This window comes from Citrobacter sp. Cpo126, assembly GCF_030332445.1.
In the GTDB taxonomy this organism is placed as follows: Bacteria; Pseudomonadota; Gammaproteobacteria; order Enterobacterales; family Enterobacteriaceae; genus Citrobacter; species Citrobacter portucalensis.
In genome coordinates, this window is record NZ_JAOWHT010000030.1 from 207,479 (window position 1) to 232,293 (window position 24,815).

22 protein-coding genes are annotated in these 24,815 nt (G+C 54.1%); 10 read left to right on the plus strand and 12 right to left on the minus strand.

Features of this window, described 5'->3' with window-relative positions; translation table 11 throughout:
* Positions 1-64: 64 nt before the first annotated feature.
* Complete coding sequence (locus OGY17_RS08925) at positions 65-991, minus strand: LysR family transcriptional regulator (protein ID WP_003845596.1); 927 nt, start codon at positions 989-991, stop codon at positions 65-67.
* 219 nt (positions 992-1,210) lie between these two features.
* Between OGY17_RS08925 and OGY17_RS08930 the strand changes: the two genes are divergently transcribed.
* Together OGY17_RS08930 and metC are read left to right on the plus strand one after the other, a co-directional pair.
* Positions 1,211-2,443 (plus strand): dicarboxylate/amino acid:cation symporter, encoded by a 1,233-nt coding sequence (locus tag OGY17_RS08930; RefSeq protein WP_003019196.1) that lies wholly within the window; start codon positions 1,211-1,213, stop codon positions 2,441-2,443.
* A gap of 30 nt (positions 2,444-2,473) precedes the next feature.
* Positions 2,474-3,664, plus strand: coding sequence for a cystathionine beta-lyase (metC, locus tag OGY17_RS08935; RefSeq protein WP_286606968.1), 1,191 nt, complete (start codon positions 2,474-2,476; stop codon positions 3,662-3,664).
* Positions 3,665-3,744: 80 nt separating this feature from the next.
* Here the strand turns inward: metC and mdtM are convergent, their stop codons facing one another.
* From mdtM to OGY17_RS08950, 3 genes are all read right to left on the minus strand, one after another.
* Entirely contained in the window at positions 3,745-4,986 is a 1,242-nt protein-coding gene (gene mdtM / locus OGY17_RS08940) for a multidrug efflux MFS transporter MdtM (RefSeq protein WP_234096433.1), read from the minus strand.
* Positions 4,987-5,310: 324 nt separating this feature from the next.
* Positions 5,311-5,961, minus strand: coding sequence for a LysE family translocator (locus tag OGY17_RS08945; protein WP_286606989.1), 651 nt, complete (start codon positions 5,959-5,961; stop codon positions 5,311-5,313).
* Between the two features lie 48 nt (positions 5,962-6,009).
* Positions 6,010-6,825 (minus strand): AraC family transcriptional regulator, encoded by an 816-nt coding sequence (locus OGY17_RS08950; protein ID WP_286606972.1) that lies wholly within the window; start codon positions 6,823-6,825, stop codon positions 6,010-6,012.
* Positions 6,826-7,055: 230 nt separating this feature from the next.
* Here OGY17_RS08950 and OGY17_RS08955 point away from each other — a divergent pair, with 230 nt between their 5' ends.
* Positions 7,056-8,018: an Rpn family recombination-promoting nuclease/putative transposase gene (locus OGY17_RS08955; RefSeq protein WP_008786103.1), complete on the plus strand. Its 963-nt coding sequence runs from the start codon at positions 7,056-7,058 to the stop codon at positions 8,016-8,018.
* Between the two features lie 51 nt (positions 8,019-8,069).
* On the opposite strand, the gene OGY17_RS08960 is transcribed toward OGY17_RS08955, so the two are convergent.
* On the minus strand, positions 8,070-9,482 hold the full coding sequence (locus tag OGY17_RS08960; protein ID WP_204191945.1) for an aminotransferase-like domain-containing protein: 1,413 nt from the start codon (positions 9,480-9,482) through the stop codon (positions 8,070-8,072).
* Positions 9,483-9,659: 177 nt separating this feature from the next.
* Between OGY17_RS08960 and OGY17_RS08965 the strand changes: the two genes are divergently transcribed.
* From OGY17_RS08965 to OGY17_RS08980, 4 genes are all read left to right on the plus strand, one after another.
* A complete protein-coding gene (locus OGY17_RS08965; protein WP_008786105.1) occupies positions 9,660-9,824 on the plus strand; it encodes a DUF1127 domain-containing protein in 165 nt (54 codons plus the stop codon).
* Between the two features lie 147 nt (positions 9,825-9,971).
* The gene (locus OGY17_RS08970; protein WP_008786106.1) at positions 9,972-10,436 is read left to right on the plus strand and encodes a MarR family winged helix-turn-helix transcriptional regulator; all 465 of its coding nucleotides are present in this window, start codon (positions 9,972-9,974) and stop codon (positions 10,434-10,436) included.
* A 6-nt stretch (positions 10,437-10,442) separates the two neighbouring features.
* Positions 10,443-11,510, plus strand: a complete 1,068-nt coding sequence (locus OGY17_RS08975; protein WP_008786107.1) for an HlyD family secretion protein — start codon at positions 10,443-10,445, stop codon at positions 11,508-11,510.
* Entirely contained in the window at positions 11,500-12,564 is a 1,065-nt protein-coding gene (locus OGY17_RS08980; RefSeq protein ID WP_234103068.1) for a DUF2955 domain-containing protein, read from the plus strand. Before OGY17_RS08975 ends, OGY17_RS08980 begins: the two co-directional genes overlap by 11 nt.
* A gap of 103 nt (positions 12,565-12,667) precedes the next feature.
* Here the strand turns inward: OGY17_RS08980 and yjiA are convergent, their stop codons facing one another.
* The 4 genes from yjiA to OGY17_RS09000 all read right to left on the minus strand — a co-directional run bounded on the left by yjiA (position 12,668) and on the right by OGY17_RS09000 (position 16,918).
* On the minus strand, positions 12,668-13,624 hold the full coding sequence (yjiA, locus tag OGY17_RS08985; RefSeq protein WP_032942302.1) for a GTPase: 957 nt from the start codon (positions 13,622-13,624) through the stop codon (positions 12,668-12,670).
* Positions 13,625-13,636: 12 nt separating this feature from the next.
* On the minus strand, positions 13,637-13,831 hold the full coding sequence (locus tag OGY17_RS08990; RefSeq protein WP_003830038.1) for a YbdD/YjiX family protein: 195 nt from the start codon (positions 13,829-13,831) through the stop codon (positions 13,637-13,639).
* 105 nt (positions 13,832-13,936) lie between these two features.
* On the minus strand, positions 13,937-16,087 hold the full coding sequence (btsT, locus tag OGY17_RS08995; RefSeq protein ID WP_032942303.1) for a pyruvate/proton symporter BtsT: 2,151 nt from the start codon (positions 16,085-16,087) through the stop codon (positions 13,937-13,939).
* Positions 16,088-16,375: 288 nt separating this feature from the next.
* Positions 16,376-16,918 (minus strand): hypothetical protein, encoded by a 543-nt coding sequence (locus OGY17_RS09000; protein WP_003830032.1) that lies wholly within the window; start codon positions 16,916-16,918, stop codon positions 16,376-16,378.
* Positions 16,919-17,109: 191 nt separating this feature from the next.
* Between OGY17_RS09000 and tsr the strand changes: the two genes are divergently transcribed.
* Complete coding sequence (tsr, locus tag OGY17_RS09005) at positions 17,110-18,771, plus strand: methyl-accepting chemotaxis protein (RefSeq protein WP_008786110.1); 1,662 nt, start codon at positions 17,110-17,112, stop codon at positions 18,769-18,771.
* A 279-nt stretch (positions 18,772-19,050) separates the two neighbouring features.
* Here the strand turns inward: tsr and OGY17_RS09010 are convergent, their stop codons facing one another.
* The 3 genes from OGY17_RS09010 to OGY17_RS09020 form a co-directional block, all read right to left on the minus strand.
* On the minus strand, positions 19,051-19,566 hold the full coding sequence (locus OGY17_RS09010; RefSeq protein ID WP_286606974.1) for a GNAT family N-acetyltransferase: 516 nt from the start codon (positions 19,564-19,566) through the stop codon (positions 19,051-19,053).
* 52 nt (positions 19,567-19,618) lie between these two features.
* Positions 19,619-20,980, minus strand: coding sequence for an MFS transporter (locus OGY17_RS09015; protein WP_003845612.1), 1,362 nt, complete (start codon positions 20,978-20,980; stop codon positions 19,619-19,621).
* 213 nt (positions 20,981-21,193) lie between these two features.
* Positions 21,194-22,108 (minus strand): GntR family transcriptional regulator, encoded by a 915-nt coding sequence (locus OGY17_RS09020; RefSeq protein WP_003830023.1) that lies wholly within the window; start codon positions 22,106-22,108, stop codon positions 21,194-21,196.
* Positions 22,109-22,245: 137 nt separating this feature from the next.
* Here OGY17_RS09020 and OGY17_RS09025 point away from each other — a divergent pair, with 137 nt between their 5' ends.
* Both OGY17_RS09025 and OGY17_RS09030 read left to right on the plus strand, forming a co-directional pair.
* Positions 22,246-23,268, plus strand: coding sequence for a zinc-binding alcohol dehydrogenase family protein (locus OGY17_RS09025; protein WP_060682791.1), 1,023 nt, complete (start codon positions 22,246-22,248; stop codon positions 23,266-23,268).
* A 13-nt stretch (positions 23,269-23,281) separates the two neighbouring features.
* Positions 23,282-24,727: a tagaturonate reductase gene (locus OGY17_RS09030; protein WP_048236184.1), complete on the plus strand. Its 1,446-nt coding sequence runs from the start codon at positions 23,282-23,284 to the stop codon at positions 24,725-24,727.
* The last annotated feature ends 88 nt before the right edge of the window (positions 24,728-24,815 follow it).

Below are 24,815 nucleotides of genomic sequence, written 5' to 3' on the forward strand. Positions count from 1 at the left end.
TAGAGCCAGACGGGGGGATCGCGCAAAAAATGTGGAGCGCCTCCCATTTTCAGGTGGGCTGGGCTTACTCAGGGATCCAGTTGTCCCAGGCGGGCAAGGGGCCGAGTTCCGCCACCAGAAAATCGATAAACGATCGCACCTTCGGATTGCTGTACTTGCTGGGAAAGTACAGCGCATACAGGGCGTGAGTTTCACAGGTGATAGTGCCGTCGAGCATCAGCGGCGTTATCTCTTCTTTTTGAATATGATCGCCAATCAGATAGGTGGGCAAATACGCCACTCCCTGATCTTCTAACACTGACTTCAGCAATACCAGACTGCTGTTGGCCTGGATCGGCATATGCAGTTTCAACTGATGCAGACGATCCTGTTCATCCGCCACCTTGAGCACCGGTGTGAGGCCGGGATAAACCAGACAATCATGATCCACCAGATCGCTTCGACGCTGGGGCATGCCTTTTTTGGCGAGGTAGCCGGGTGAGGCACAGTACGCCCAGCGAACAGGCACCAGCTTGCGCATCGCATAGTTTTGCGGCGGTGCGGTGGAGATGCGCAGGGCGATGTCGAAATCTGTTTCGTTCAGATTCACAAAGTTATCGTTGAGATCGATATACAGGTTCACATCCGGGAACTGGGAGCGATATTTATCCACCAGGTTCACCAGCCGGGAATAACCAAACGCAATTGAGCAGGTTATGCGTAATTCACCCTGCGGGCTGTGGTAATAACCGGAAGTGGTATTCAGCGTTTCATCGAATTCTTTCAAAAGCTTATTAGCGCGGTTGAAGAGATATTGCCCGGCGTCGGTCAGGGTAATACTGCGGGTGGTGCGTTTAATTAATGTCGTGCCCAGCGTGTCTTCCATCGCAGCCAGACTTTTGCTGACCGCAGACGGCGATACGTTGAGCTGCGCCGCGGCTTCTGACAATCCTCCGCAGTCGACGATTTTAGTAAAAAACTCCAGATGCTTGAGTGAAATCGGCGTACTCATAGTTTCCTTTAATTCACAAGTGATTTGCAAAAACGGTACGAATAGGCCGTTACATTCGCGTTTTAAACATGCAACTATTGAATCACAGGAAACAACTTGCTGGCAAAATGAAAAAATAACAACTTAGGTGAGTTACGTCACAAAATAAAAGGAGGCGAAACGGAAACTCATCACATTGTGAATTTAATCTCATTAATTATTATTCTAAAGGTACCGATTATGTGGTCACGACTCGAACCCTACAGATCGTCGATTATTTTATTAGTTGCTCTGGTGATTGGCGGCTTATTAGGTATTTATGCCCCATCGTTTGCAAGTAAACTCCAGCCAATAGGTCAGATATTCTTAAACCTGCTATTTATGATTATTGTGCCGCTGGTGGGGATCAGCGTTATGTCTTCGATCGCCAGTATGACCGACCTAAAAAGGCTGGGGCGCATTATGGCGATTATCTTTATTGTTTCGATCGCCATGGCCTTTATTCCAGCCGCCGGGATCGTCGCGCTGGCGCTCTGGTATAACCCGGCGCAGGGCGTCACTATCGATCTCTCGCAGTCGGTGCAGGCGGGCAGCGGTAAGATGGATTTTGTCAGTATGATCACCACCAGCGACTTTATCGGACTGTTTTCTAAGTCCAATATTCTGGCGCTGATCGTAATGGCGATCATCGCCGGTGTCGCAATTGGCCAGTCGGATCAGGCCGGTAAACGTATTGCGTCGCTGCTGGAAGACGCCAATACCGTGATCATGAAGATCGTCTCGATCATTATGAAGGTCGCGCCGATTGGTCTGGGCTGCTACTTCGCCGCCACCATGGCCAGTCAGGACTCTGCACTACTGTTAACCTTTGCCCGCGCCATCGGCCTGTTTATGGTTGCCACGCTGGTCTACTTTGTCTTTGGCTCGATTCTCTATTCGTATATTGGCGGCGGTATTCCGGCGGTCAAAGCCTTCTGGCGTAACGCGATTGAACCGTCTGCGACCGCGCTGGGTACCTGCTCTTCACTGGGGACGCTCCCGGTGACGCTGCGTGCCGGTAAGGCGATGGGAATTAACCCGGAAATCGTTGATGTCTCCATTCCGCTGCTGGTTAACCTCAACAAGGGCGGCGTGGCGATGATTGCCGCGCTAAAAATTGTCTTTATCTACTCCGTATTGGGCATGGAATTCACCACCGAAACCTTCTTCCTGACGATGCTGATTGCGGTGCTCTCCGCCATTATCGTTGGTGGCGTGCCGGGCGGGGCGTTCCTGGGTGAAATCTTTATCGTCACCACGCTCGGCCTGCCGATGGAAGCAATCCCGATGCTGGTGGTGCTGGGCACCATTACCGATGCGCCGGCCACACTGATTAACGTTATCCATGATTTGAATGCGGCGCAGATTGTTGAACGGTTCGCTGGAAAAAAGCAGACCAACACTGAAATAAACTCTACTGCTGCGGTGGTATAGGTTTCACACGGATTAAGAACAGGAGATGTTATGAAAGACGCAATGAAGCTTGAAACGCACCTGGTTGTTGCTGGTCGCGACAAACGCTATACCCAGGGAGCGGTGAATCCGGTTATCCAACGCGCCTCTTCACTGGTATTTGATACCGTGAAGGACAAGAAATTTGCCACCGCCAATCGCGCGAACGGCGAGCTGTTTTATGGTCGTCGCGGAACCTATACCCACTTTGCCTTCCAGAAGGCAATGAGCGAACTGGAAGGCGGCGTTGGCTGTGCGCTGTACCCATGTGGTGCTGCGGCGGTGACCAATGCGATTCTGGCGTTTGTTCAGGGTGGCGATCATATTCTGATGACGGGGGCGGCCTATGAACCAACCCAGGATTTCTGCAATAAGATCCTGAGTAAATTCAACGTGGAAACAACGTATTACGATCCGCTGATTGGTGCAGGTATCGTCGATCTTCTGCGTCCGGAAACAAAGGTTGTATTCCTTGAGTCACCAAGTTCTATCACCATGGAAGTCCAGGACGTGCCGGGGATGGTGAAGGCTATCTGCGCGGTGAATCCGGAGATTGTCATTATGATCGACAACACCTGGGCGGCGGGCGTGCTGTTCAAAGCGCTGGATTATGGCGTGGATATTTCCATTCAGGCGGGAACGAAGTACACCATCGGCCATTCGGACGCCATGCTGGGCACGGCGGTGTCGAACGCCCGTTGTTGGGATCGTTTACGCGAAAACTCCTATCTGATGGGGCAAACGCTGGATGCCGATACGGCCTACAACGGCAGCCGCGGATTGCGCACCCTGGCGGTACGCCTTAAGCAGCATCAGGAGAGCAGCATCCATATTGCCCGCTGGCTGTCGGCAAGGCCGGAAGTGGCACGGGTGAATCATCCGGCATTACCGGAATGTCCGGGCCATGAGTATTTTCAGCGTGATTTTATCGGAAGCTCAGGCCTGTTCTCGTTTGTGCTGAAAAAGAGACTGACCGACGAACAGATGGCGAATTTCCTCGATAACTTCTCGCTGTTCCATATGGCCTATTCGTGGGGCGGATTTGAGTCGCTCATTCTGGCGAACCAGCCGGAAGAGCTGAACAGCATTCGTCCGGCTGGAGAGGTAGATTTCAGCGGCACGCTGGTCAGGGTGCATATTGGCCTTGAGGATATCGACGACCTGATTGTCGATCTGGAAGCGGGATTTGCACGCATTGCGTAAGGTGAGGTGACCGTAGCCGGATGCGGCGCAAGCGCCTTATCCGGCCTACATAGTTGTCGTAGGCCGGATAAGCGGGCAGGTTAGTTTTCAGTGGCTAACGTCGTTGCCTCATGCTGGCGTACCCGTTTGAGTAAACCTGCCAGCGTGAACACGACAGCTATCCCTGCCGCAACCGCCAGCAGATGAAACGAAATCCTGCCGCCGTTGAACCATAACCAACGCCCAATTTCGACAGAAACCGCCATCACCGTCAGGATCACCATATTCAACGACGCCGAAACCGTACCCTTCGGTAAGTTGTTGGAAAATAGTGTAAAGCGGAATAACGTTGGGAAGATCATTCCAATGCCAAACGCATACAGGCTGGTCCCCAGCACTGACCACAACCACACGTGCGGCCACAGTAAATTGCCAGCAATCAATACCGCCAGCCCGCTCAACTGAATGGGAACCGCTCGCCAGATAAAGCGTGGCCGGGTCGGATCCTTCACGAAGCGGACGACCACCATATTGGCGACGATCACCGCGCCAAATACCGGGGCCTGTGCCCAGGCAAACTCCGATGTGGTCATGCCGCCAGCATCGATCAGAATAACCGGTGAGACCGCCACCCAGCTCATCATCGGAATATAGCTTAACGACAGCGTGGCTGCGCCAAACAGGAACACCCGGTTGCGGAAAACGTCGCGGAAATCACGCACTACGCCGCGTGCACTGAACGGCACCGCGCCGCGCTGGACGGTTTCCGGCATGGCTAACATTAACCCAATCAGGGCGATAAGCCCCATGACGGCAATGATGGCAAACAGGATCTTCCAGTGTACAAAGTGCATTAGCGCCGCTCCGGAGAGCGGGCCGATAACCGGTGCAACCAACACAATGGAAGTGATTATCGCCATTAACTTAATGGCCTTCGTTTGCCCAAACGCCTCCTGCACCGTGACATAGCCAACGGTCGCGATAAAGCAGATGCTGGTGCCCTGCACAAATCGGGCTACCAGAAACTGCGTCATTGAGGTAGTGAACAGCGTGGCAGCGCAGGCGAGGGTAAAGATTAACGCCCCCGCAATCAGCACGGGTCGACGGCCAATTCGGTCGGAAAGCGGCCCCAGCAGCCATTGCAGCGCCATGCCGCCCGCCAGATAGAGGCTCACCGCAGCGGGTGCCAGGCTAACATCGGCGTTGAAATCACGTACCACATTGATGATGCCAGGCTGGATCAGATCCGTCGACAGATAGGCGGCGAAGTCATATAAAATTAACGCGACAGGAAAAAATAGCGTTGTGGCGCGTTGGGAGAAAAACGCGAGAATCCGTTGCATAAAACAGCTCCTTGTCGGGAGAAAACCCTCAACGGGAATAGCGAAATTCAATACCGTCTTTGAGACGTCAGACCGATGACAGAAAAAAGCAGACTGCAAATGTACTGAATTTCATGTAATCAAAAACGCTGTCTGCTCGAAGCGCAAACAGAAGATACGCTCACTGACGCGGGGTCAGAAAACGTAACGATTACAGGTAACAATCAGCACATCGCACCTCAGGAAGAGTAAGTTGAACGGGTAATAACCATCCGCAGTTTAATGCGGATTGGATATTAATTAAACGAGTTTATCCTGTTTATGTGCAGAAAATCGCCCTGCAAATCAGACTACGATGCTCTGCAAAAACCGCAGAGCGATGGCACAACCGAAGATAATCAATACACCGCCAGCGATACGTTCTACCCATAATATCCCTCTGGATAACCGTCTCTGGATCTGCGGTAAACCGATGAACATCACGATCAGCAGATCCCAGCACAGCACTACGCTGGTCATCCAGATCCCGCTCATGGTTTGTTGCAGCAGCGTCACCGACGGGCCGAGCAGGGCGGTCATTAGCGCCAGATAGAACAGCGCATTTTTTGGGTTGAGCAGTGACGAACCCAATCCCAGTAGTATCTGTTTGCCAAATCCTGGACAGGTAGACTGGGCGTCTGTTCCGGTCAGCGTTTGCGGGCGGCTGCGTACCAGCAGGCTGCCAATCCACAATAAATAAAGCGCGCCCAGCAGCTCAATAAACGTAAACAACAGGGGAAGCTGGCGCAGGATCCCCCAACCGATAATTGCCAGCAGAACATACAGCCCGTTGCCGAAAGCGATCCCCACGCACAACCCGGCGCTGCTGCGCATCCGGTATCGTGCGGCGTAACCGACCAGTAAAAAGAAGTCCGGCCCGGGGCTAAGCAATGCAACGAAATGCGCCAGCGCCAGCGCGGGAAAAGCAGAAGGAAAAAGTACAGAAAGCAGCGACATAGCGACCTCAGAGAATGAATCTGAAATCACCGTACGCCTGACGCAGCGCTAATTATTGTCTGATATTGATCGTCCCAACGCGTACTGGCGCGGTGTGGCGGCGGTGTAGCGAACAAAGGTGCGATGGAAATGGCTCTGGTCGGCAAACCCGCTCTGGTAGCCGACATCGGCAATTTCGTCTCCGGCCCGCAGCCGCTGGCGAGCATAGTCAATCCGTATGATGTTCAGATAACTTCCTGGCGTCAGCCCGGTGTCCTGCTTAAAGGTACGGATCAGCGTCTCTTTACGCATATGACACTCATGTGCCAGCTCATCGAGCGAGGGCGGCGCGAGCAGGCTGGACTGCAACCGTTCGCGCAGATACTGGCTGGTTGCGCTTAGGTTGTCTTGTGTGACCGACTGCAACGGCAGCGTGTGCAGCAATGCTTGTGCGGCATCCGTTATTTGCGCGGTTTGGCGTTGCGGCATGAGCGTCACAAGGTGCATATAACGCTGGAATAATTGCGCATCGCGGATAACGGGAGCAGGCGTGCAAAGCCGCTGATTGGTGTTCTGTGCAGGCAGATTAGCAAGACACCACTGGGCATCAAGATAAAGCATATGATAGCTGCGAAACTGTCCGTTAACAGGATTACAGCTGTGAGGTGCCAGCGGCGGTATCACAATCAGATCGCCCACCTGCAGATGGTATTTCTCGCCATCGCACAGACAGCACGTTTCCCCCTCGAGAATTGCCCCTATCGAGAGCTGAGAGTGGTGATGCCGCTTGTAGGCCTGCTGGCTTTGCCAGGTGCTGCGCAGTTCCAGCCACGGCAACTGCTCATCACGCCAGAACGATTGTGGAATATTCCGGGTATGCGTCACATCGCGTCCTCCCTGAGAGTGATGATTTGTTATAGCACAGGCCGGGTGGTGAAAAAGTGGGAATGCGCATTGAGATGGTGATTCTGCGTGACGTGTTCCAGACAAATGTAGACGTTACATAAGGGCGTTGTTATCCCGGAAATCGCCTCGCAAAGAGAGAAAGTTGCAGGTGAGGATGTGGTTTTCCGGCGCTACAGTCATGGCATCTTATTTTCAGGTGAAGGATCGCCATGAACAAAGCTTCCGCTTCAACACCGCATGATGCGGTTTTTAAAACATTTTTACGTCACCCTGAGACTGCACGGGATTTCCTACAAATACATCTTCCCGCTTCGCTGCGCGAGCTTTGCGATCTTCGGACGCTTAAACTCGAGTCAGACAGTTTTATCGAAGAGAATTTACGTGCGTACTATTCCGATGTGCTGTGGTCGGTGAAAACGACGGATGGGGATGGATATATTTATGTAGTGATTGAACACCAAAGCACACCGGATGCGCATATGGCATTCAGACTGATGCGCTATGCGGTAGCGGCCATGCAGAAACATTTAGATGCCGGGCATCAGCAGTTGCCGCTGGTGGTGCCGATGCTGTTTTATCACGGCGCTAAAAGCCCGTACCCTTATTCGCTGTGCTGGCTGGATGAGTTTGCCAACCCGAAGCTGGCTCGTCAGCTGTATGCTGCGGCGTTTCCGCTGGTGGATATTACGGTTATTCCGGATGACGAAATTGTGCAGCATCGACGTATGGCGCTGCTGGAGTTAATCCAAAAACATATCCGTCAACGCGATCTTATGGGGTTGGTCGAGCAAATTGTTTCCCTGCTACTTACCGGACTGACTAATGACACTCAGATAAAGACGCTGTTTAATTATATTTTACGAACTGGCGATGCACCTCGATTCAGTGAGTTTATTCGCGGGGTTGCCGAACGTTCACCGCAGCACAAGGAGCATTTGATGACGATCGCGGACAGATTACATGAGGCAGGATTTCAAAAAGGATGGCTTGAAGGCAAGCTGGAAGGTAAACAAGAAGGCAAAAAAGAAGGCAAACAGGAAGGACTGATAAAGGGGCGACGTGATGAGGCACTGCGTATTGCCCGCACCATGCTGGCAGATGGCATCGATATCAGCACGGTACAAAAAATCACCCGACTTTCCGCTGAAGATATTCAGGGTTTAAGCCATTAGATATAGCTTAAACTGCCTAATTGCCTGCCCGGAAGCGCCGGGCAGCTCGATCTACTCTATTGCCGTTTTTACCGCCTCTCCGAGCTTCTGCATTACTTCCCGATGCTTATCGTTTGGCGGCAATGCGCAGTTGATGCGCACACAGTTGCGATACTTCCCCGATGCGGAGAACAGAGAACCCGGTGCAACCTGGATTTTGAGGCGACAGAGCTGCTTAGCGACACAGACCATATCAACCTGGAGCGGCAGCTCGACCCACAGCATAAAGCCGCCTTTCGGTCGGGTGACGCAGATCCCGCAGGGGAAGTATTCCCGTACCCAGCAGGTGTAGATCTCCATATTGCGCTGATAAATCTGGCGCATACGACGAATATGTCGATGATAATGACCTTCGCGCACAAAGGAAGCCGCTGCCAGTTGCGTAGCGGGAACGTTAGTTCCAATGACGGCGTACTTCATGTGCAGCAGTTTGTTGTAATAACGACCGGGCACCACCCAACCCACGCGCAGACCGGGGGCGACGGATTTGGTAAACGAACTGCAGAGTATTACGCGGCCGTCGCTGTCCCAGGAGTGGATCGTGCGCGGGCGCGGGTACTCTGTGGCCAGCTCGCCATACACATCGTCTTCAAAAATGACGATGTCGTGACGCTGGGCGAGGGCGAGCACCGCCCGTTTACGCGCATCCGGCATAATGAATCCGAGCGGGTTGTTGCAGTTGGGAACCAGCAGCACACCTTTGATCGGCCACTGATCCAGCGCCAGCTCCAGCGCTTCAATGCTGATCCCGGTATCCGGATCGGTTGGGATCTCAATCACCTTGATCCCTAAGCCGCGCAGTAGCTGCATCGTGCCGTAGTAGGCCGGTGATTCAACGGCGACAATATCTCCGGGCTGGCAGACCGTCAGCAGCGCCAGCGACATTCCGCTCTGACTGCCGCTGGTGATCACAATATCATCTGCATTGACCACCGAACCGCCGTCCAGCATCAGCCGCGCAATCTGCTGACGCAGTTCACGGCATCCGGAGATTTCATCGTAGCCCAGTATCGCGCGCAGGTTGTGCTGTGCCACGCGGCTGAGCTCGCGCCACAGCGGCTTCAGGCTGGGTTGATTAATATCGGGCACGCCGCTGCTAAACGGGATTATCGATTTGTCCGCATGACCTGCCAGCATATCCAGCACCTGATCCCACTGGGTTATTTCGACCGGACGCTGTACCGGACGCGACATCGGTGGCAAGGGTGGCTGCGCTTTTTGTGGCGCGACAAAATAACCGGAACGTGGCTGGGGCGTGATCAGCTGGCGCTGTTCCAGCGTCTGATACGCCTGCTGGACGGTGCTGATGCTGACCCCATGCTCCTGGCTCAGGCTGCGTACCGAGGGCAGTTTTTCGCCATGGCGATACAGCCCCTGCTCAATGCGTTCGGCCAGCAGATTGGCCAGATGTTGGTAACGCGTCATGCTGTATCCCTCATGGGTACCATACAGATTAAAAAATCAGTACAGATTGGCGTGAAAAAAGCGATGCAGAACTCTTTTTAACCAATCTGTATGTTAAATAAAAGTACTTTGTGAGTCTGTATTGTTTTAGGCCAGATCCGTGAAGATAAAGCCTCTGGCAAGGCGGGGAGGCAAGGTATGGAATTTCACGAGAATAAAGCAAAACAGCCGTTTATTGGGTTTGTACTGATCTGGCGGGCATACAAGGCGTGGCGGCTGCGAGCGCAAACGCGGCGCGTATTGCAACAGATGAGTGATGAGCGGTTGCGGGACGTCGGGCTGCGACGCGATCAGGTGGAGTGATTTTCTTTCATCGACAGAGGCTGGGGGTTATCGCCCCAGCCTCTTTTACATTCACAATATTTATCAATTCATGCTTCTGGTTAGTCCGTTTCTTGATACTTATCCTGATAAGTATTATTTTCTCTTCAGCGATGAGAGGAAAGTAAGATGACTGAAGATGAACTGTTTGCCCGCCGCCCGATGGGGATGCGCATGGCAATGGTGGTGCGCCAGTGGCGGGCCATTATTGATGCTGCCATCACCGATACTGGCCTGACGCAGTCCAGCTGGACGGTACTGATGCAACTGTATCAACTGGGAGACAACGTCTCAGTCAGTGAACTGGCACAAATGCAGGGCATCGAACTGCCGCCGCTGATGCGCACCCTCTCGCAGCTGGAAAAGCAGGGCTATCTGCTGCGTTCCACATCGCCCTATGACAAACGCATCCGCCTGCTGGCGCTGACCGCGCAAGGCCGCGCAAGGCTGGACGAACTCAACCGGGTGATAGAGACATACCAACATCGCGTCACCTGCACCATCCCTGAGGCGGAACTCGCTTCCTTCAGCGCCACGCTCAATCAAATCGCCTGCAATCTGCGGACAATCCGCGAAGAAGATAACAAGATCTAAAAAACTATGATGACCCCAGAACAAAAATTTGCCCGTTGGGTAAGGGTGAGTATTGCCGCTTTCCTGGTAATATTCGCCTGGTTTATCGTTGCCGATATCTGGATCCCGCTGACGCCGGACTCCACGGTGATGCGCGTGGTAACGCCTGTTTCCTCACGCGTTTCCGGCTACGTCTCGCAGGTGCATGTACACAATAATAGCCAGGTGAAGAAGGGCGATTTGCTGTACGAACTGGATCCGACGCCATTTATCAATAAGGTCGAGGCTGCGCAAATTGCCCTTGAGCAGGCGAAGCTGAGTAACCAACAGCTGGATGCGCAGATCGCCTCTGCCCGCGCCAACCTGCGCACCGCGCAATTCAACGCCCGCAACGATAAGACCACCTTCGACCGCTATCAGCGCCTGAGCGCCATGCAGAACGTGTCGCAATCCGATCTCGACAAGGTGCGTACCGCCTGGCAAACCAGCGAGCAGTCGGTGGCGGCGCTGAATGCCAGTATTCAGAACCTGCTGATCCAGCGCGGCGAGCGCGATGACAAACGTAACGTAACGCTGCAAAAATACCGTAACACGCTGGAAGAGGCGCAGCTGAACCTCGGCTGGAGCAAAGTATATGCCCAGACCGACGGCACGGTGAGTAACCTCCAGCTTAGCCCAGGACTTTACACCACGGCCGCCACGCCGCTGCTGGCGCTGGTCAGCCATCAGACCGATATCGTGGCCGACTTTCGCGAGAAAAGTCTGCGCCACACTAAAGTGGATACTGATGCTGCCGTGGTGTTCGATGCCTTGCCGGGCAAGGTTTTCTCTGCCCGCGTCACCAGCAGCGATGCCGGTATTCTGGCAGGCCAGGAACAGGTTAATGGCCAGTTGTCGCAACCGGAACAGTCTACCCGCTGGGTGCGCGATGCCCAGCGTATGCGCATTCACGTCGCGCTGAACGAACCGCTCGACACGCCGTTACCGACCGGGGCGCGCGCTACGGTACAGCTGTATAACAGCGAGGGGATGTTCGCCCGCACCTTTGCCGGGGCACAGATCCACCTCGTCAGCTGGCTGCACTATGTCTATTAACACGCTGGCCCACGTTTTTACGCCGCACGGGAACATTGTCTACACCGCCAATGATTTTCGCCAGACCCTGCGTATCTCCGTTGCCGGGACAATCGCGCTGAGTATCTCGACCTTCTACAACGTGCAATACGGCGTATTTTTTGTGGTTTATCCGCTGATGCTACTGTCGCTGGTGCCGGTGTTCAACCGCCATGTGGCAACACAGTTTGTGTTCAGCGCGGCGGTGAACTGCGTCGAAATGGTGCTGATTGTCGGCTATCTTTCACAGTGGCCGCTAGTTATGACACTGGTAGTGTTCGGCCTGTATGTGATGCGCTTTCGTTTTATGAGCAAAGGCCCGCTGTTTCTGCTCGGCTCGATGGGCGTGGTGTGCCAGAGCACGATGCTCAATTTTATGAGCTATCCCACCACCAACTGGCATACGCTGATGTTCTCCAATATGGAAGCCTGCGTCATGGCGGTGGCGCTGAGTGCGCTGCTGCATTATCTGATCCCGGACGTGGAACCTCGCCTGCCGCCGCCGCGCATTGAGAAAGATGCCGCCCGGGTTCGCCACGAGTCGCTGCTTTCCGGTACGGTGGCAACGATGATTTTTGTGGTCTTCCAGATCTGCGATTTGAGTGATTCGCTGTCGGCGCTGATGGCAGGGATTTTGATCCTGTTTCCGATGCACTACCGCGGTGCGGTGATCAGCTCGATCTGGCGCGTGGTCGGGGTGGTGCTGGCCTGCCTGTATATTCTGCTGGTGCAGCTGCTTATCTATGATTTCAGCAACCACATGGTGCTGATGATGCCGCTGATTGGTCTCGGGCTGGCGTTCAGTGCCCGCCTGCACGTAATGGAAAAAGTCGGGGCAGGCGTGGGTTTTGCCAGTATCACTACCATCGGCATTATGTTTGGCCAGAACCTGCACCCGGATCAGGACCTGGTATTCAGCGATCTGTACCGCATCACCTCCGTCACCGTCGCGCTGGTGGCAACGCTCACCATGGTATTTCTGGTGCACCGGGTTTTGAACTGCTTTGCCGCGACGCGGTTTGTGATTACCGAGTGAGTGGGGGCAAGTGCCGGATGGCGGCTGTGCCTTATCCGGCCTACGGGGAAGTGCTATTTCCAGGCCCGGTAAGCGTAGCGCCACCGGGCAATTCAGCAGGGGATTACTTCTTCAATCCCGCAAACGCGGCTCTGATCTCGTCTTCCGGCAGGTTAATGCCGATAAACACCAGCAGGCTGTGCGGTGTTTCGTCGCCCCACGGGCGGTCCCAGTCGGCGCTGTACAGGCGCTGGACGCCCTGGAACAGCAGGCGGTTTGGCTCGCCTTCAATCCACAGCATACCTTTGTAGCGCAGCAGCTTCTCGGCGGATTCCAGCAGCAGGTTTTCCATCACTCGCGACACGTCGCTGATGTTTACCGGGTAATCCAGCTCGACGACGATCGAGGAGATATCGTTTTGCTTGTCGGCGATAAAGTGGAAGCGCGGTTTGGCGCTGACTACGTTCTCTTCCAGCATAAAACCGTTGGTATCGAACAGCAGGGAGAGGTCGATATCACCATGTGTCACGGTGTAAATCGGCGCACGGGCGTTGATGCGCGCCAGGCGCTCACGCAGTTTTTCGCTTTCACCTGCGACGTCGGTTTTGGTCAGCAGGATCCGGTCTGCGTAGCCTACCTGCGACTGGGCGATGGTGAACTGGTTCATCTGCTCGTTGGCATGTACCGCGTCAACCAGCGCAATTACGCCGTCCAGCAGGTAGCGTTCGCAAATCACTTCATGGGAGAAAAAGGTCTGAATAATCGGGCCGGGGTCGGCCATGCCGGTGCACTCGATCACCAGACGGTCGAAATTGATGGCGCCTTTGTCGAGGTTGTCGAGCAGGTCTAACAATGCGTCTTCCAGTTCACTGGAGCGGGTACAGCAAATACAGCCGTTGGTCAGGGTTTTGATCTGCGTGGCGCGATCGCCAATCAGTTGATCGTCCACCGAGACTTCGCCGAATTCGTTTTCGATAACGGCAATCTTGTAACCGTGCTGCTCGTTGAGAATATGGCGCAGCAGGGTGGTTTTACCCGCGCCAAGAAAACCGGTGAGTAGGGTAACTGCAATCGGGGTCATTCACTTCTCCTTCTAACAGCAACTGCTTCCGCCGCTACCGTAGCGGGCTTCCTGGCGCTCGCGGAAGAATTCTTCGTAGGTCATGTACGGCTTATCGGGATGGTTGGTCTTCATGTGCTCGACGTAGTTGTCGTAGTCCGGAATGCCAATCAGCATCTTCGCCGCCTGACCGAGATATTTTTTTGCCTGACCTAAAGTACCAAACATGGAACGCCCTGTTAATGAATAAAGCCGGATGGCGGCTTGCGCCTGATCCGGCCTACGTTAACTTACTTTGTATGCCGGGAGCGCTGTGCGCCACCCGGTTTCAGGTTAGTGGTGTGAAGAGGTCTTCACGCCGCCTTCCGGCACCGGCACATACGGTGTCTCTTTATCAGAGCGACCGTTGATGGCGCGGGCTTTCTGCCAGGTACGGAACCCGTAGAAGATGATGCTGTACACCACCACCAGGAACAGAATACTCAGACCTGCGTTGGTGTAGTTGTTGACGACGATGTGGTTCATGTTGGCAATCTGCTGAGCGGTCAGTTCGCCGCCGTTAGCAATCTTCTCTTTGTACTGATTCGCCATGAAGAAGAAGCCTTCCATCTGCGGGTTGGTGCTGAACAGTTTCAGACCCAGCGCCCAGGTGGTGCAGATAAGCAGCCATACTGCCGGAACAACGGTAACCCAGATGTATTTGGTGCGCTGCATTTTAACCAGTACCACGGTGCCGAGAACCAGTGCCACGGCAGCCAGCATCTGGTTAGAGATACCGAACAGCGGCCACAGGCTCTTAACGCCGCCCAGCGGGTCAACAACGCCCTGATACAGCAGGTAACCCCACAGACCTACGCAGCCCGCAGTACCGATGATACCCGCAACCAGGGAGTCGGTTTTCTTCAGGAACGGCACGAAGTTACCCAGTAAATCCTGCAGCATAAAGCGGCCAGAACGGGTACCGGCATCCAGTGCGGTCAGGATGAACAGCGCTTCGAACAGAATACCGAAGTGGTACCAGAAGCCCATATCAGCCATCGGCAGCACTTTGTGGAACACGTGAGCGATACCAACAGCCAGCGTCGGTGCGCCACCTGCGCGGTTCAGAACGGACGGTTCACCGATGTCTTTCGCGGTTTGCAGGATCTGCTCAGGCGAAATGACGAAGCCCCAGGAGCTGACAGTCGCTGCCGCATGTGCGGTGACGTCTTTCAACTGAGCCATAATCAGCGGTGCGTTTTCGCCGCTCATTTCATGCAGGTTCGGCATGGTGATGCCAAGGCCCGCAGGCGGGGTGTTCATCGCGAAGTACAGACCTGGTTCGATGATAGACGCGGCAACCAGCGCCATAATTGCGACAAAGGATTCCATCAGCATCGCGCCGTAACCGATAAAGCGCGCGTCGGTTTCACAGGCCAGCAGCTTCGGTGTGGTACCGGAAGCAATCAGCGCGTGGAAGCCAGATACCGCACCACACGCGATGGTGATGAACAGGAACGGGAACAGAGCGCCTTTCCACAGCGGGCCAGTACCATCAACGTACTGCGTCATTGCCGGCATTTTCAGTTCCGGGTTGAGGATAACAATCCCCACCGCCAGACCGACGATAACGCCGATTTTCAGGAAGGTAGCCAGATAGTCGCGCGGGGCGAGGATCAGCCATACCGGCAGCAGCGCAGAGATAAATGCGTAGCCGATCAGGGTAAAGGTAATGGTGGTGTCTTTAAAGGTCAGCGCCGGGCCCCAGTACGGGTCGTGGGCAATCACGCCGCCGAAGTAGATAGAAGCAACCAGCAGCACTATACCAATCACCGACACTTCGCCCACACGTCCCGGTCGCAGGAATCGCATGTAGATCCCCATGAACAACGCGATAGGTACGGTTGAGCAGACGGTGAACACACCCCACGGGCTTTCCGCCAGCGCTTTTACCACGATCAACGCCAGTACTGCGAGGATGATGATCATGATTAAGAAGCAGCCGAACAGTGCAATGGTTCCCGGGATCGGGCCCATCTCTTCTTTGATCATCTCACCCAGAGATGCGCCGTTACGGCGGGAAGAGATAAACAGCACCATGAAGTCCTGCACCGCACCGGCCAGCACGACGCCTGCCAGCAGCCACAGCGTACCAGGCAGGTAGCCCATCTGCGCAGCCAGTACCGGCCCAACCAGCGGACCAGCACCTGCGATAGCGGCAAAGTGGTGACCAAACAAGACGTTACGGTTGGTTGGAACGTAGTTCAGACCGTCATTGTTGATGACCGCCGGCGTGGCACGCGTTGGGTCAAGTTTCATCACCTTTTGGGCGATGTACAGGCTGTAGTAACGATAGGCCACCAGATAAACAGAAACTGAGGCGACAACGATCCACAGGGCACTAATGTGTTCACCCCGACGTAATGCCACTACCGAGAGGCAGAATGCACCGATGATTCCGAGAATCACCCAGGGTATGTGCTTGAATAACTTTTTCGTATCCATAGTAAAACCTGGTATCTAATTAATAATTGGCCGAAGCCGCGTGGGTTTGATCTTGTGTTTGAGGAGGTAAATTGACTGCTATGTTGGGGGGATCTTGCCAGAGAATTACGCGCGTAAAGTAAGGTAAATAAGTGAGCGGTTGTATGTCAGCTTAAGCGGTCTCAAGTGTCAGTGAGCGGTAAACTGCGGGGGGAACGGGGAAATTTATGTGATTGAGATCACGGCATTATAGTGTTTGCCTGTCTACATGCCGTGTTTTCCCACTGACAAAGCACCTCACTGAGAGACTCAGATTACGATATAACAGTAAGGCGTATGTTCGATGTCTCTGAGCAATACATGTTTCTTACGTGATTTAGTCAGGTAATATTTTTCATCCAGATAGTAGTCAATGAGTTCATCGAGGCGCTCTTTATCTATGCGAGGCGTTACCCCCAGCGTCCAGAAGCTACGCAGCTCTAATTCCGAACGTTTGATTTTTGCGCTTTTAACCAAATCAGCAATCATATTTCTGACGCAGCTTGTCGGATCCTGGTTCTGTTTGAGTTCAAGCGCAATGTAGCTATCCTGCGTCCAGCCTTTTTTCCGCAACAAGAAATCTGCACGTACAGACAAGCGCTGTGGATTTTTCCGGAGATCGCAAGCAAGAGTTTGCTCACGCCACCATTCATGACCCGTCGAAGCTAGCAGATTGGCAAATTCTATCTGCATCCAGACTTCCCAACCGGAGATGTTGTACTGATCGATGATATTGAGCTTTTGGCGAATATCTTCACGTTCAAAAAAGTGGTGTGCGAGGGTGGATAGGTGATCAAAATCGCGATTTAACATAGAAGCATCCTTTCCTTCAAAAAACGGAATCCTACACCTAAGACGTAATGGAACGACTAATTTTTTGCGTAATTTGTCATAGGGAACGGTATTTAATGTGAAAACGATAATTCTGTGGCAATTGCTGGCACCATAAAGTTTTCTCTTTCCAGGCCGAAAACCAGAGTATCTGTCTAGCGGAAAGAGAAAACATGTTAAAACGAATGAAGATTGTTACCAGCTTACTGCTGGTATTGGCGTTATTTGGCCTTTTACAGCTCGCCTCGGGCGGCTTGTTTTTTAACTCACTTAAGAATGACAAAGAGAACTTTACCGTTCTGCAAACCATTCGCCAGCAACAGTCTGCACTGAACGCCACCTGGGTTGAGCTGCTGCAAACGCGTAACACCCTGAACCGGGCAGGCATTCGCTACATGATGGATCAGAGCAATATCGGCAGCGGCGCGACCGTTGCCGAGCTGATGCAGGTGGCGAGTACGGCGCTGAAACTGACGGAAAAAAACTGGGCGATTTACGAGTCGCTCCCACGCGATCCGCGTCAAAGCGAAGCCGCGTTCCAGGAGATCAATCGCACCTATGACATCTACCACGGCGCGCTGGCGGAGCTGATCCAGTTACTGGGTGACGGGAAGATCAACGCATTCTTTGATCAACCGACACAGAGCTATCAGGATGGTTTTGAGAAGCAATATATCAACTACATGCAGCAGAACGATCGCCTGTATGACATCGCGGTGGCAGATAACAACAGCTCTTACAGCCAGGCGATGTGGGTGTTGGTTTGTGTGCTGATTACCGTACTGGCGGCGATTATTGCGGTGTGGTTTGGTATCAAGCTGACCCTTATCTCTCCAATGAACCGTCTGATCGACAGCATTCGTCATATCGCCAGCGGTGACCTGGTGAAACGTATTGAAGTGGAAGGGTCCAACGAGATTGGACAGCTGGCGGAAAGCCTGCGTCACATGCAGGGTGAGCTGATGAATACCGTGGGTGACGTGCGTAACGGTGCCAACGCGATTTACAGCGGAGCCAGCGAGATTGCGATGGGCAATAACGATCTCTCCTCTCGTACCGAGCAGCAGGCTGCATCTCTGGAAGAAACCGCAGCCAGCATGGAACAGCTGACGGCGACCGTGAAGCAGAACGCCGAAAATGCGCGTCAGGCCAGCCATTTGGCGCTGAGTGCTTCTGAAACCGCGCAGAAAGGCGGCAAAGTGGTGGATAACGTGGTGCAAACTATGCGTGACATCGCGTCCAGTTCGCAGAAAATCGCCGACATTATCAGCGTCATCGACGGCATTGCCTTCCAGACTAACATTCTGGCGCTCAACGCCGCGGTAGAAGCAGCACGTGCGGGTGAGCAGGGCCGTGGATTTGCGGTGGTTGCGGGTGAAGTGCGTAACCTGGCCCAGCGTAGTGCGCAGGCCGCGCGCGAGATTAAGAGCCTGATTGAAGACTCGGTCAGCCGCGTGGATGTTGGTTCAACGCTGGTAGAAAGTGCCGGTGAAACCATGGATGAGATCGTCAATGCGGTAACCCGCGTGACCGATATCATGGGTGAAATCGCCTCTGCTTCTGATGAACAGAGCCGCGGTATTGACCAGGTGGGTCTGGCCGTTGCCGAGATGGATCGCGTGACGCAGCAGAACGCATCGCTGGTGGAAGAATCCGCCGCCGCCGCTGCGGCGCTGGAAGAGCAGGCCAGCCGCCTGACTCAGGCCGTTGCCGTGTTCCGTATCCAGCATGACCAACAGCGCGCGCGTGACGTTGCGGCCGCTAAACCGGTTTCAACGGTCCAGCCGCGCAAAGCCGCGGTAACGGATGCCGGGGACAACTGGGAAACGTTCTAAGCCTGTGATGCCGGATGGCGCTGTCGCTTATCCGGCCTACGGGGAAAGATACGTGGTTGCCGGATGGTGCTGCCGCTTATCCGGCCTACGGGAAAGTTACGTGGTTGCCGGATGGCGCCGTCGCTTATCCGGCCTACGGGGAAAGATACGTGGTTGCCGGATGGCGCTGCCGCTTATCCGGCCTACGGGAAAGATACGTGGTTGCCGAATGGTGCTGCCGCTTATCGGCTTACCGGAAATGTTACGTAGGCCCGATAAGGCGTAGCCGCCATCGGGCAATTAGCGCAACATCAGGTGCATGGCGCAGCGCGATTCAAATGCCAGTCCATGCGCCGCTTCCTCTTCTCTTTTCTGGCGCAACTTTGCAGGCAGCGTCTCGTCAGCCAGCATTTCAAATCCCAGTCGCGCGTACCATGGCGCATTCCACGGCACATCGCGGAAGGTGGTCAGCGTGAGCGACGTGTAACCTTTCTTGCGCGCGTGTTCGGCAACATACTCAATCAATCTGCGGCCAATTCCTTTTCCCTGCCACTCCAGATGCAGCGACAGTTCAGCAATAAACAGCGATGACCCCAGCGTTTCGGCAACCAAAAAACCGACCGGAAGCGCATCGACCTGCGCCAGCCAGCTCATGCCAGCGGCGGCAAAAGCCTGATGCTGAGCAGCGGATAACATCTGGTCTTCAGCAATCCACGCCAGTTCGGGGATGCGTAAAAAACGTTGCCCCGCAGATCGTTCGATGGCGGGAAGAGCGGCAGTGTCTGCCAGAGTAGTAGCGCGCAAGGTGATGTTCATACGAGGAGCATAACATGCCCGATAAACGCGGTGTTATCGGGCATCTGGAGGATTAATCTTTACGCGGATCGCTGATGGGTTGGCGAACCAGGAAGATGTAGGCGAGGGCACCCACCATGGTGACGCAGCCGCAGATGATCAACGCCAGGCGGAAAGAGTTGGTGGTATCAACAATAAAACCGGTGACGATCGGTGCGAACGACGCGCAGATAAAGCTGGCAAAGTTCTGGATACTGCCCACGGAAGCTGTCATACGTGAGGCGACGGCGACGTGGATCAGACCCCAGCACGAGGTACCTGCGAAGTGGATACAGAACAGCGCCATACCGATCAGTAACACGGCGGCCATTGACGTTGTGGCCTGCGGCACGACGAAGGTGAAGGCTGCGGAGCAGAACATCCCGGCGATAATACAAATCTTACGGCTCTTGATCGGCGCCATACCGCCTTTCACCAGCCAGTCGGTGACAAAACCGTTAATCAGCATGCCGGCTGCGCCAAACAAGAACGGGATCGCCGCCATTAATCCGGTGCTTTTTAAATCCAGGTTGTAGGAGGTTTGCAGGTAGCCCGGCAGCCAGGCCAGGTATAGCCATGCGGTATAGTTGATGCCGCTAAAGCCCAGCATCATGCCCCACATGGTACGGTTGCGGAACAGGCTGCGCCATTCGGCAAAGCTCAGCGGATCGCGGCGGGCATTGACGCTACCGGCGTTCAGGTACGCTTGTTCCGTGGCGCTCAGCTCAATTTGCTCGCGGTTGCGATACAGCATGTACCAGCCGATGGCGAGGAAAATACCCAGCACGCCAATGGTGATGAACATCCAGCGCCAGCCCATTACCAGCATCATGGCAGCCAGAATCGGCGGGCTAATGGCAACCCCGATGGTGGAGGCGGCGTTGAATAATCCCATCGGGCGGCCGCGCTCTTTGATGTTAAACCAGTCGTTGATGACCTTTACGCCGCACGGGTTCATTGGCGCTTCGCCGATCCCCATCCCGATACGCACCAACACAAACTGGGTGAAGCTGTGCACCATGCCGGACATCGCCTGAAACAGCGACCAGAAGAACATCCCCAATCCCAGCATAATGCGCGGACCTTTGCGATCCAGCAGCGGACCGCAGGGCAGTTGCGCAATACCGTAAGCGAGAGAGAATACCGACAGCAGCACGCCGATTTGCGTGGCGCTCAGCCCCAGTTCTTCACGAATCGTTAAGTTGGCGACAGACAGTGAGCTGCGGTCGAGGTAATTAATCACCGCAGCAAAAAATAATAAAATCATTGCTGTGGTCTGGATACGTTTAATTCGGCTACTGCGTTGCACCATGCCCTCAGGCGGAACATTAATATCCGCAGATGACGACGTGCCAAACGAAGAACTTGGGTCGAGGGTAATATTATTTTTTTCCACGCCGGACTCCTGAACCTCAATAATTTATTTTTCACACAGCAGGACTGTGCAGTATTGAAAAAATACCAGTGATGAATCAATTTGCTCATCACCGCTCACAAAAGTTTTTAATGCAGTCGACTTAGCGTGAGCATAGGCAAGAGGTATTTTTCAGGCGTTTTTATTTTTATAAAATCGTGCTCCCGGTAATGATTTGCTGTTTTTTATCGGTACTTAATGAGCGACGTTACAACCCTGGTTGATGGAGCGAATCATCGATTGTTTGGCTGAATTCAAATGGTTACAGAGCGCCAGGGTGGCATCCAGGTCGCTGCGACAGATCAGCGCGCTGAGGATGGTCATATGCTCATCAATGGCAATGATGTTACGCTGCTTGAGGTCGCTCTCATCCCACTGATAGTGGAAGTGGAAAATCACGGAGATGATTTCAAGTGATTGATTAAAAAATACATTATCGGCAGCAGAGAGTAGCAAAGCATGGAACTCACGATCTAACTGCGAGAACATGCGAAAGCTGCTGCCAATGCTGTCGCGCAGGATCCGATGGCGCTCCAGCAGCGTTTTAGCCTGCAACCAACGCGGGTCATCATCGGGCAGATTGAGGAAATGCTGCAGAGAATGCGTTTCCAGCATCTCTCTGAGTTCAAACAGCTGTTCAGCATAGGCCTGATCGAATTGCTTCATGCTCCACTGACCGCGTTTTTCGTTTTTAATCAGGTTGTAACGCTCGAATTTTAAAAGATATTCCCGCACTACCACCGGGCTGACGCCTGCGGCTCTGGCAAGCTGCAGTTCGGAGAAGCTCTCGCCTGCACGCAGCTGTCGCTGGTTGATCATGGTGAAAAACGCCTGCTCAAAAATCCGGTTTTGCTCGGTCATGGAGGCAGTGGTGCAGGCAAAACCGTCGTCATGGTCGGGTTTTCGCACGATGACATAGTGGCTGCCGACCTGGGTCAGCACGCCGCACTCGCCTAAGTGGCTCAGCATATGGCGCACGGTGGTGCGGCTGATGTTGTACATCTCCGCCAGTGCGCTTTGTGAGGGGAGTGGGGAAGGGATATGACCACGCGCCATATCATCGATTATCTGGTTAATCACATTGTGGCGTAAGTTCTGCGAACGGCTCATGGCTTCTCCTTTTTATCTATTAAAACCCGATTTAAAACATTTTTATGCGCTGGAATTCACAGATTGTGTTTCTGCTTTCTCCGTCCTTTTTATTTTCGTTGATATCTGAGGCAACAAAAAAACAGGAGAGCAGAATCATGTCTACGATGAATACGTTGATTTGCCAGGAACCTAAAAAATTAGTCTGGAAAGAGCGCGAAATACCTATTCCGGGTGAGGGTGAAGCATTAATTAAAATTAAGTCGGTAGGAATTTGTGGTACTGATATTCATGCCTGGGGTGGCAATCAACCTTTTTTCAGCTACCCGCGTGTATTAGGGCATGAAATATGTGGGGAAATTGTCGGTCTGGGTAAGAATATACAGAATCTGAAAAATGGTCAGCAGGTGGCGGTTATTCCTTACGTGGCCTGCCAGCAGTGTCCGGCATGCCTGAGCGGGCGCACCAACTGCTGCGAGAAGATTTCAGTGATTGGCGTGCACCAGGATGGCGGTTTCAGTGAATATCTGTCCGTTCCGGTGACCAACCTGTTGGACGCGCAGGGGATTGACCCGCAGGCGGCGGCGCTGATTGAGCCTTACGCCATCAGCGCGCATGCGGTACGCCGGGCGGCGGTGGCTCCTGGTGAGCAGGTGCTGGTGGTCGGCGCGGGTCCGATTGGTCTGGGGGCGGCAGCGATTGCCAAAGCCGATGGCGCACAGGTGGTGGTTGCCGATACCAGTCCAGCACGCCGGGAGCACGTGTCTTCCCGGTTGGGACTCCCGGTTATCGACCCATCCGCTGAAGATTTTGATACGCAGTTGCGTGACCAGTTTGGCGGTTCGTTGGCGCAAAAGGTTATTGATGCCACGGGGAGTCAGCATGCGATGAACAACACGGTGAATCTGATTCGTCATGGCGGCAGCATCGTTTTCGTTGGGCTGTTCAAAGGCGATTTACAGTTCTCTGACCCTGAGTTCCACAAGAAAGAGACCACCATGATGGGCAGTCGCAACGCCACGCCGGAAGATTTCGCCAAAGTGGGCCGTTTGATGTCGGAAGGCAAACTTACCGCCGACATGATGCTCACGCACCGTTACGCGTTTGCCACACTGGCAGAAATCTACGAACGGGATGTGATTAACAATCGTGAACTGATTAAAGGCGTGATCACGTTCTGAGAGGGGAAATGCGATGAAGACATTGAATCGACGTGATTTTCCGGGGGCCAGCTACCCAACGCGCGTGATCCAGTTTGGTGAAGGTAACTTCCTGCGGGCGTTTGTTGACTGGCAACTGGATATCCTCAACGAGCAAACCGATCTGAACGCTGGCGTGACCATCGTTCGCCCGATCAATACCGATTTTCCGCCGTCGCTGAATACCCAGGACGGGCTGTATACCACGCTTATTCGCGGGCTAAACGAGCAGGGTGAGGCAGTGAGTGAGGCACGGCTTATCCGTTCGGTGAATAACGAAATCAACCCGTATCAGGATTTCGCGGCGTATCTGGCGCTGGCGCACAATGCGGACATCCGTTTTGTGTTTTCGAATACCACCGAAGCCGGAATTAGCTATCACGCAGCTGACCGTGTGGATGATGAGCCGCCGGTGAGTTTTCCGGCCAAGCTGACACGCCTGTTGCTGGAGCGTTTTAACCACTTTGCGGGCGCGGTGGATAAGGGCTGGGTAATTATCCCGTGCGAGCTTATCGACTATAACGGTGAGGCGCTCAAAACGCTGGTGTTGCGGTATGCGCAGGAGTGGCAGCTTCCTCCGGCATTTGCCGACTGGGTGGAGACGGCAAACACGTTTTGTTCCACGCTGGTCGACCGCATTGTCACCGGCTACCCGCGCGAAGAAGCCGCTACGCTGGAGGCTACGCTTGGCTATCACGATGCGTTTCTCGATACCGCGGAGCATTTTTACCTGTTTGTGATCCAGGGGCCGCAGTGGCTGGCAGAGGAGCTGAAGCTGGCGCAGTGTCCGCTGAATATCCGTGTGGTGAGCGATATCAAACCGTACAAAGAGCGCAAGGTCGCTATCCTCAATGGTGCGCATACGGCTCTGGTGCCGGTCGCGTGGCTGTGCGGGCTGGAGACCGTTGGCGAGGCGATGCAGGATGCTGATGTCCGCCGCTTTGTCGAGCGGGCGATTAGTGAGGAGATTATTCCGGTGTTGGATCTCCCGGCGGACGAATTGCGTGAATTTGCCGATGCGGTGAGCGGGCGTTTTCAGAACCCCTACATTCGCCACCAGTTGCTTTCCATTGCGCTTAACGGGATGACCAAATTCCGCACCCGAATTTTGCCGCAGCTGCTGGCGGGTCAGCACAATGGGCGCTGGCCCGTGCGGTTAACGTTTGCCCTCGCTGCGCTGCTGGCGTTTTATCGTGCAGAGCGCGACGGGGAACGCTATCCGATACAGGATGATGAGCAGTGGGTAAGCCTGTATGCCAGCCTGTGGCCGCGAGTTGGCAACGATTTAACGTTGCGTGAACTGGTGGATGCCGTGCTTGGCGATGCGGCACACTGGGGAGAGGATTTGACGTTGTTACCTGGGCTTGCCGGGCAGGTGACGGCCAATCTGGAGATGATTCTGGTGCAGGGTATGCGCCAGGCGGTGAACGGTCTGGAATAAGGTTGCCATGCAGCGCCCGGTGTGGTGTTGGGCGCTGTTTTTTTTCAGACAATACATTCGGTTTACGATAGGCCTGATAGGCAAAGCG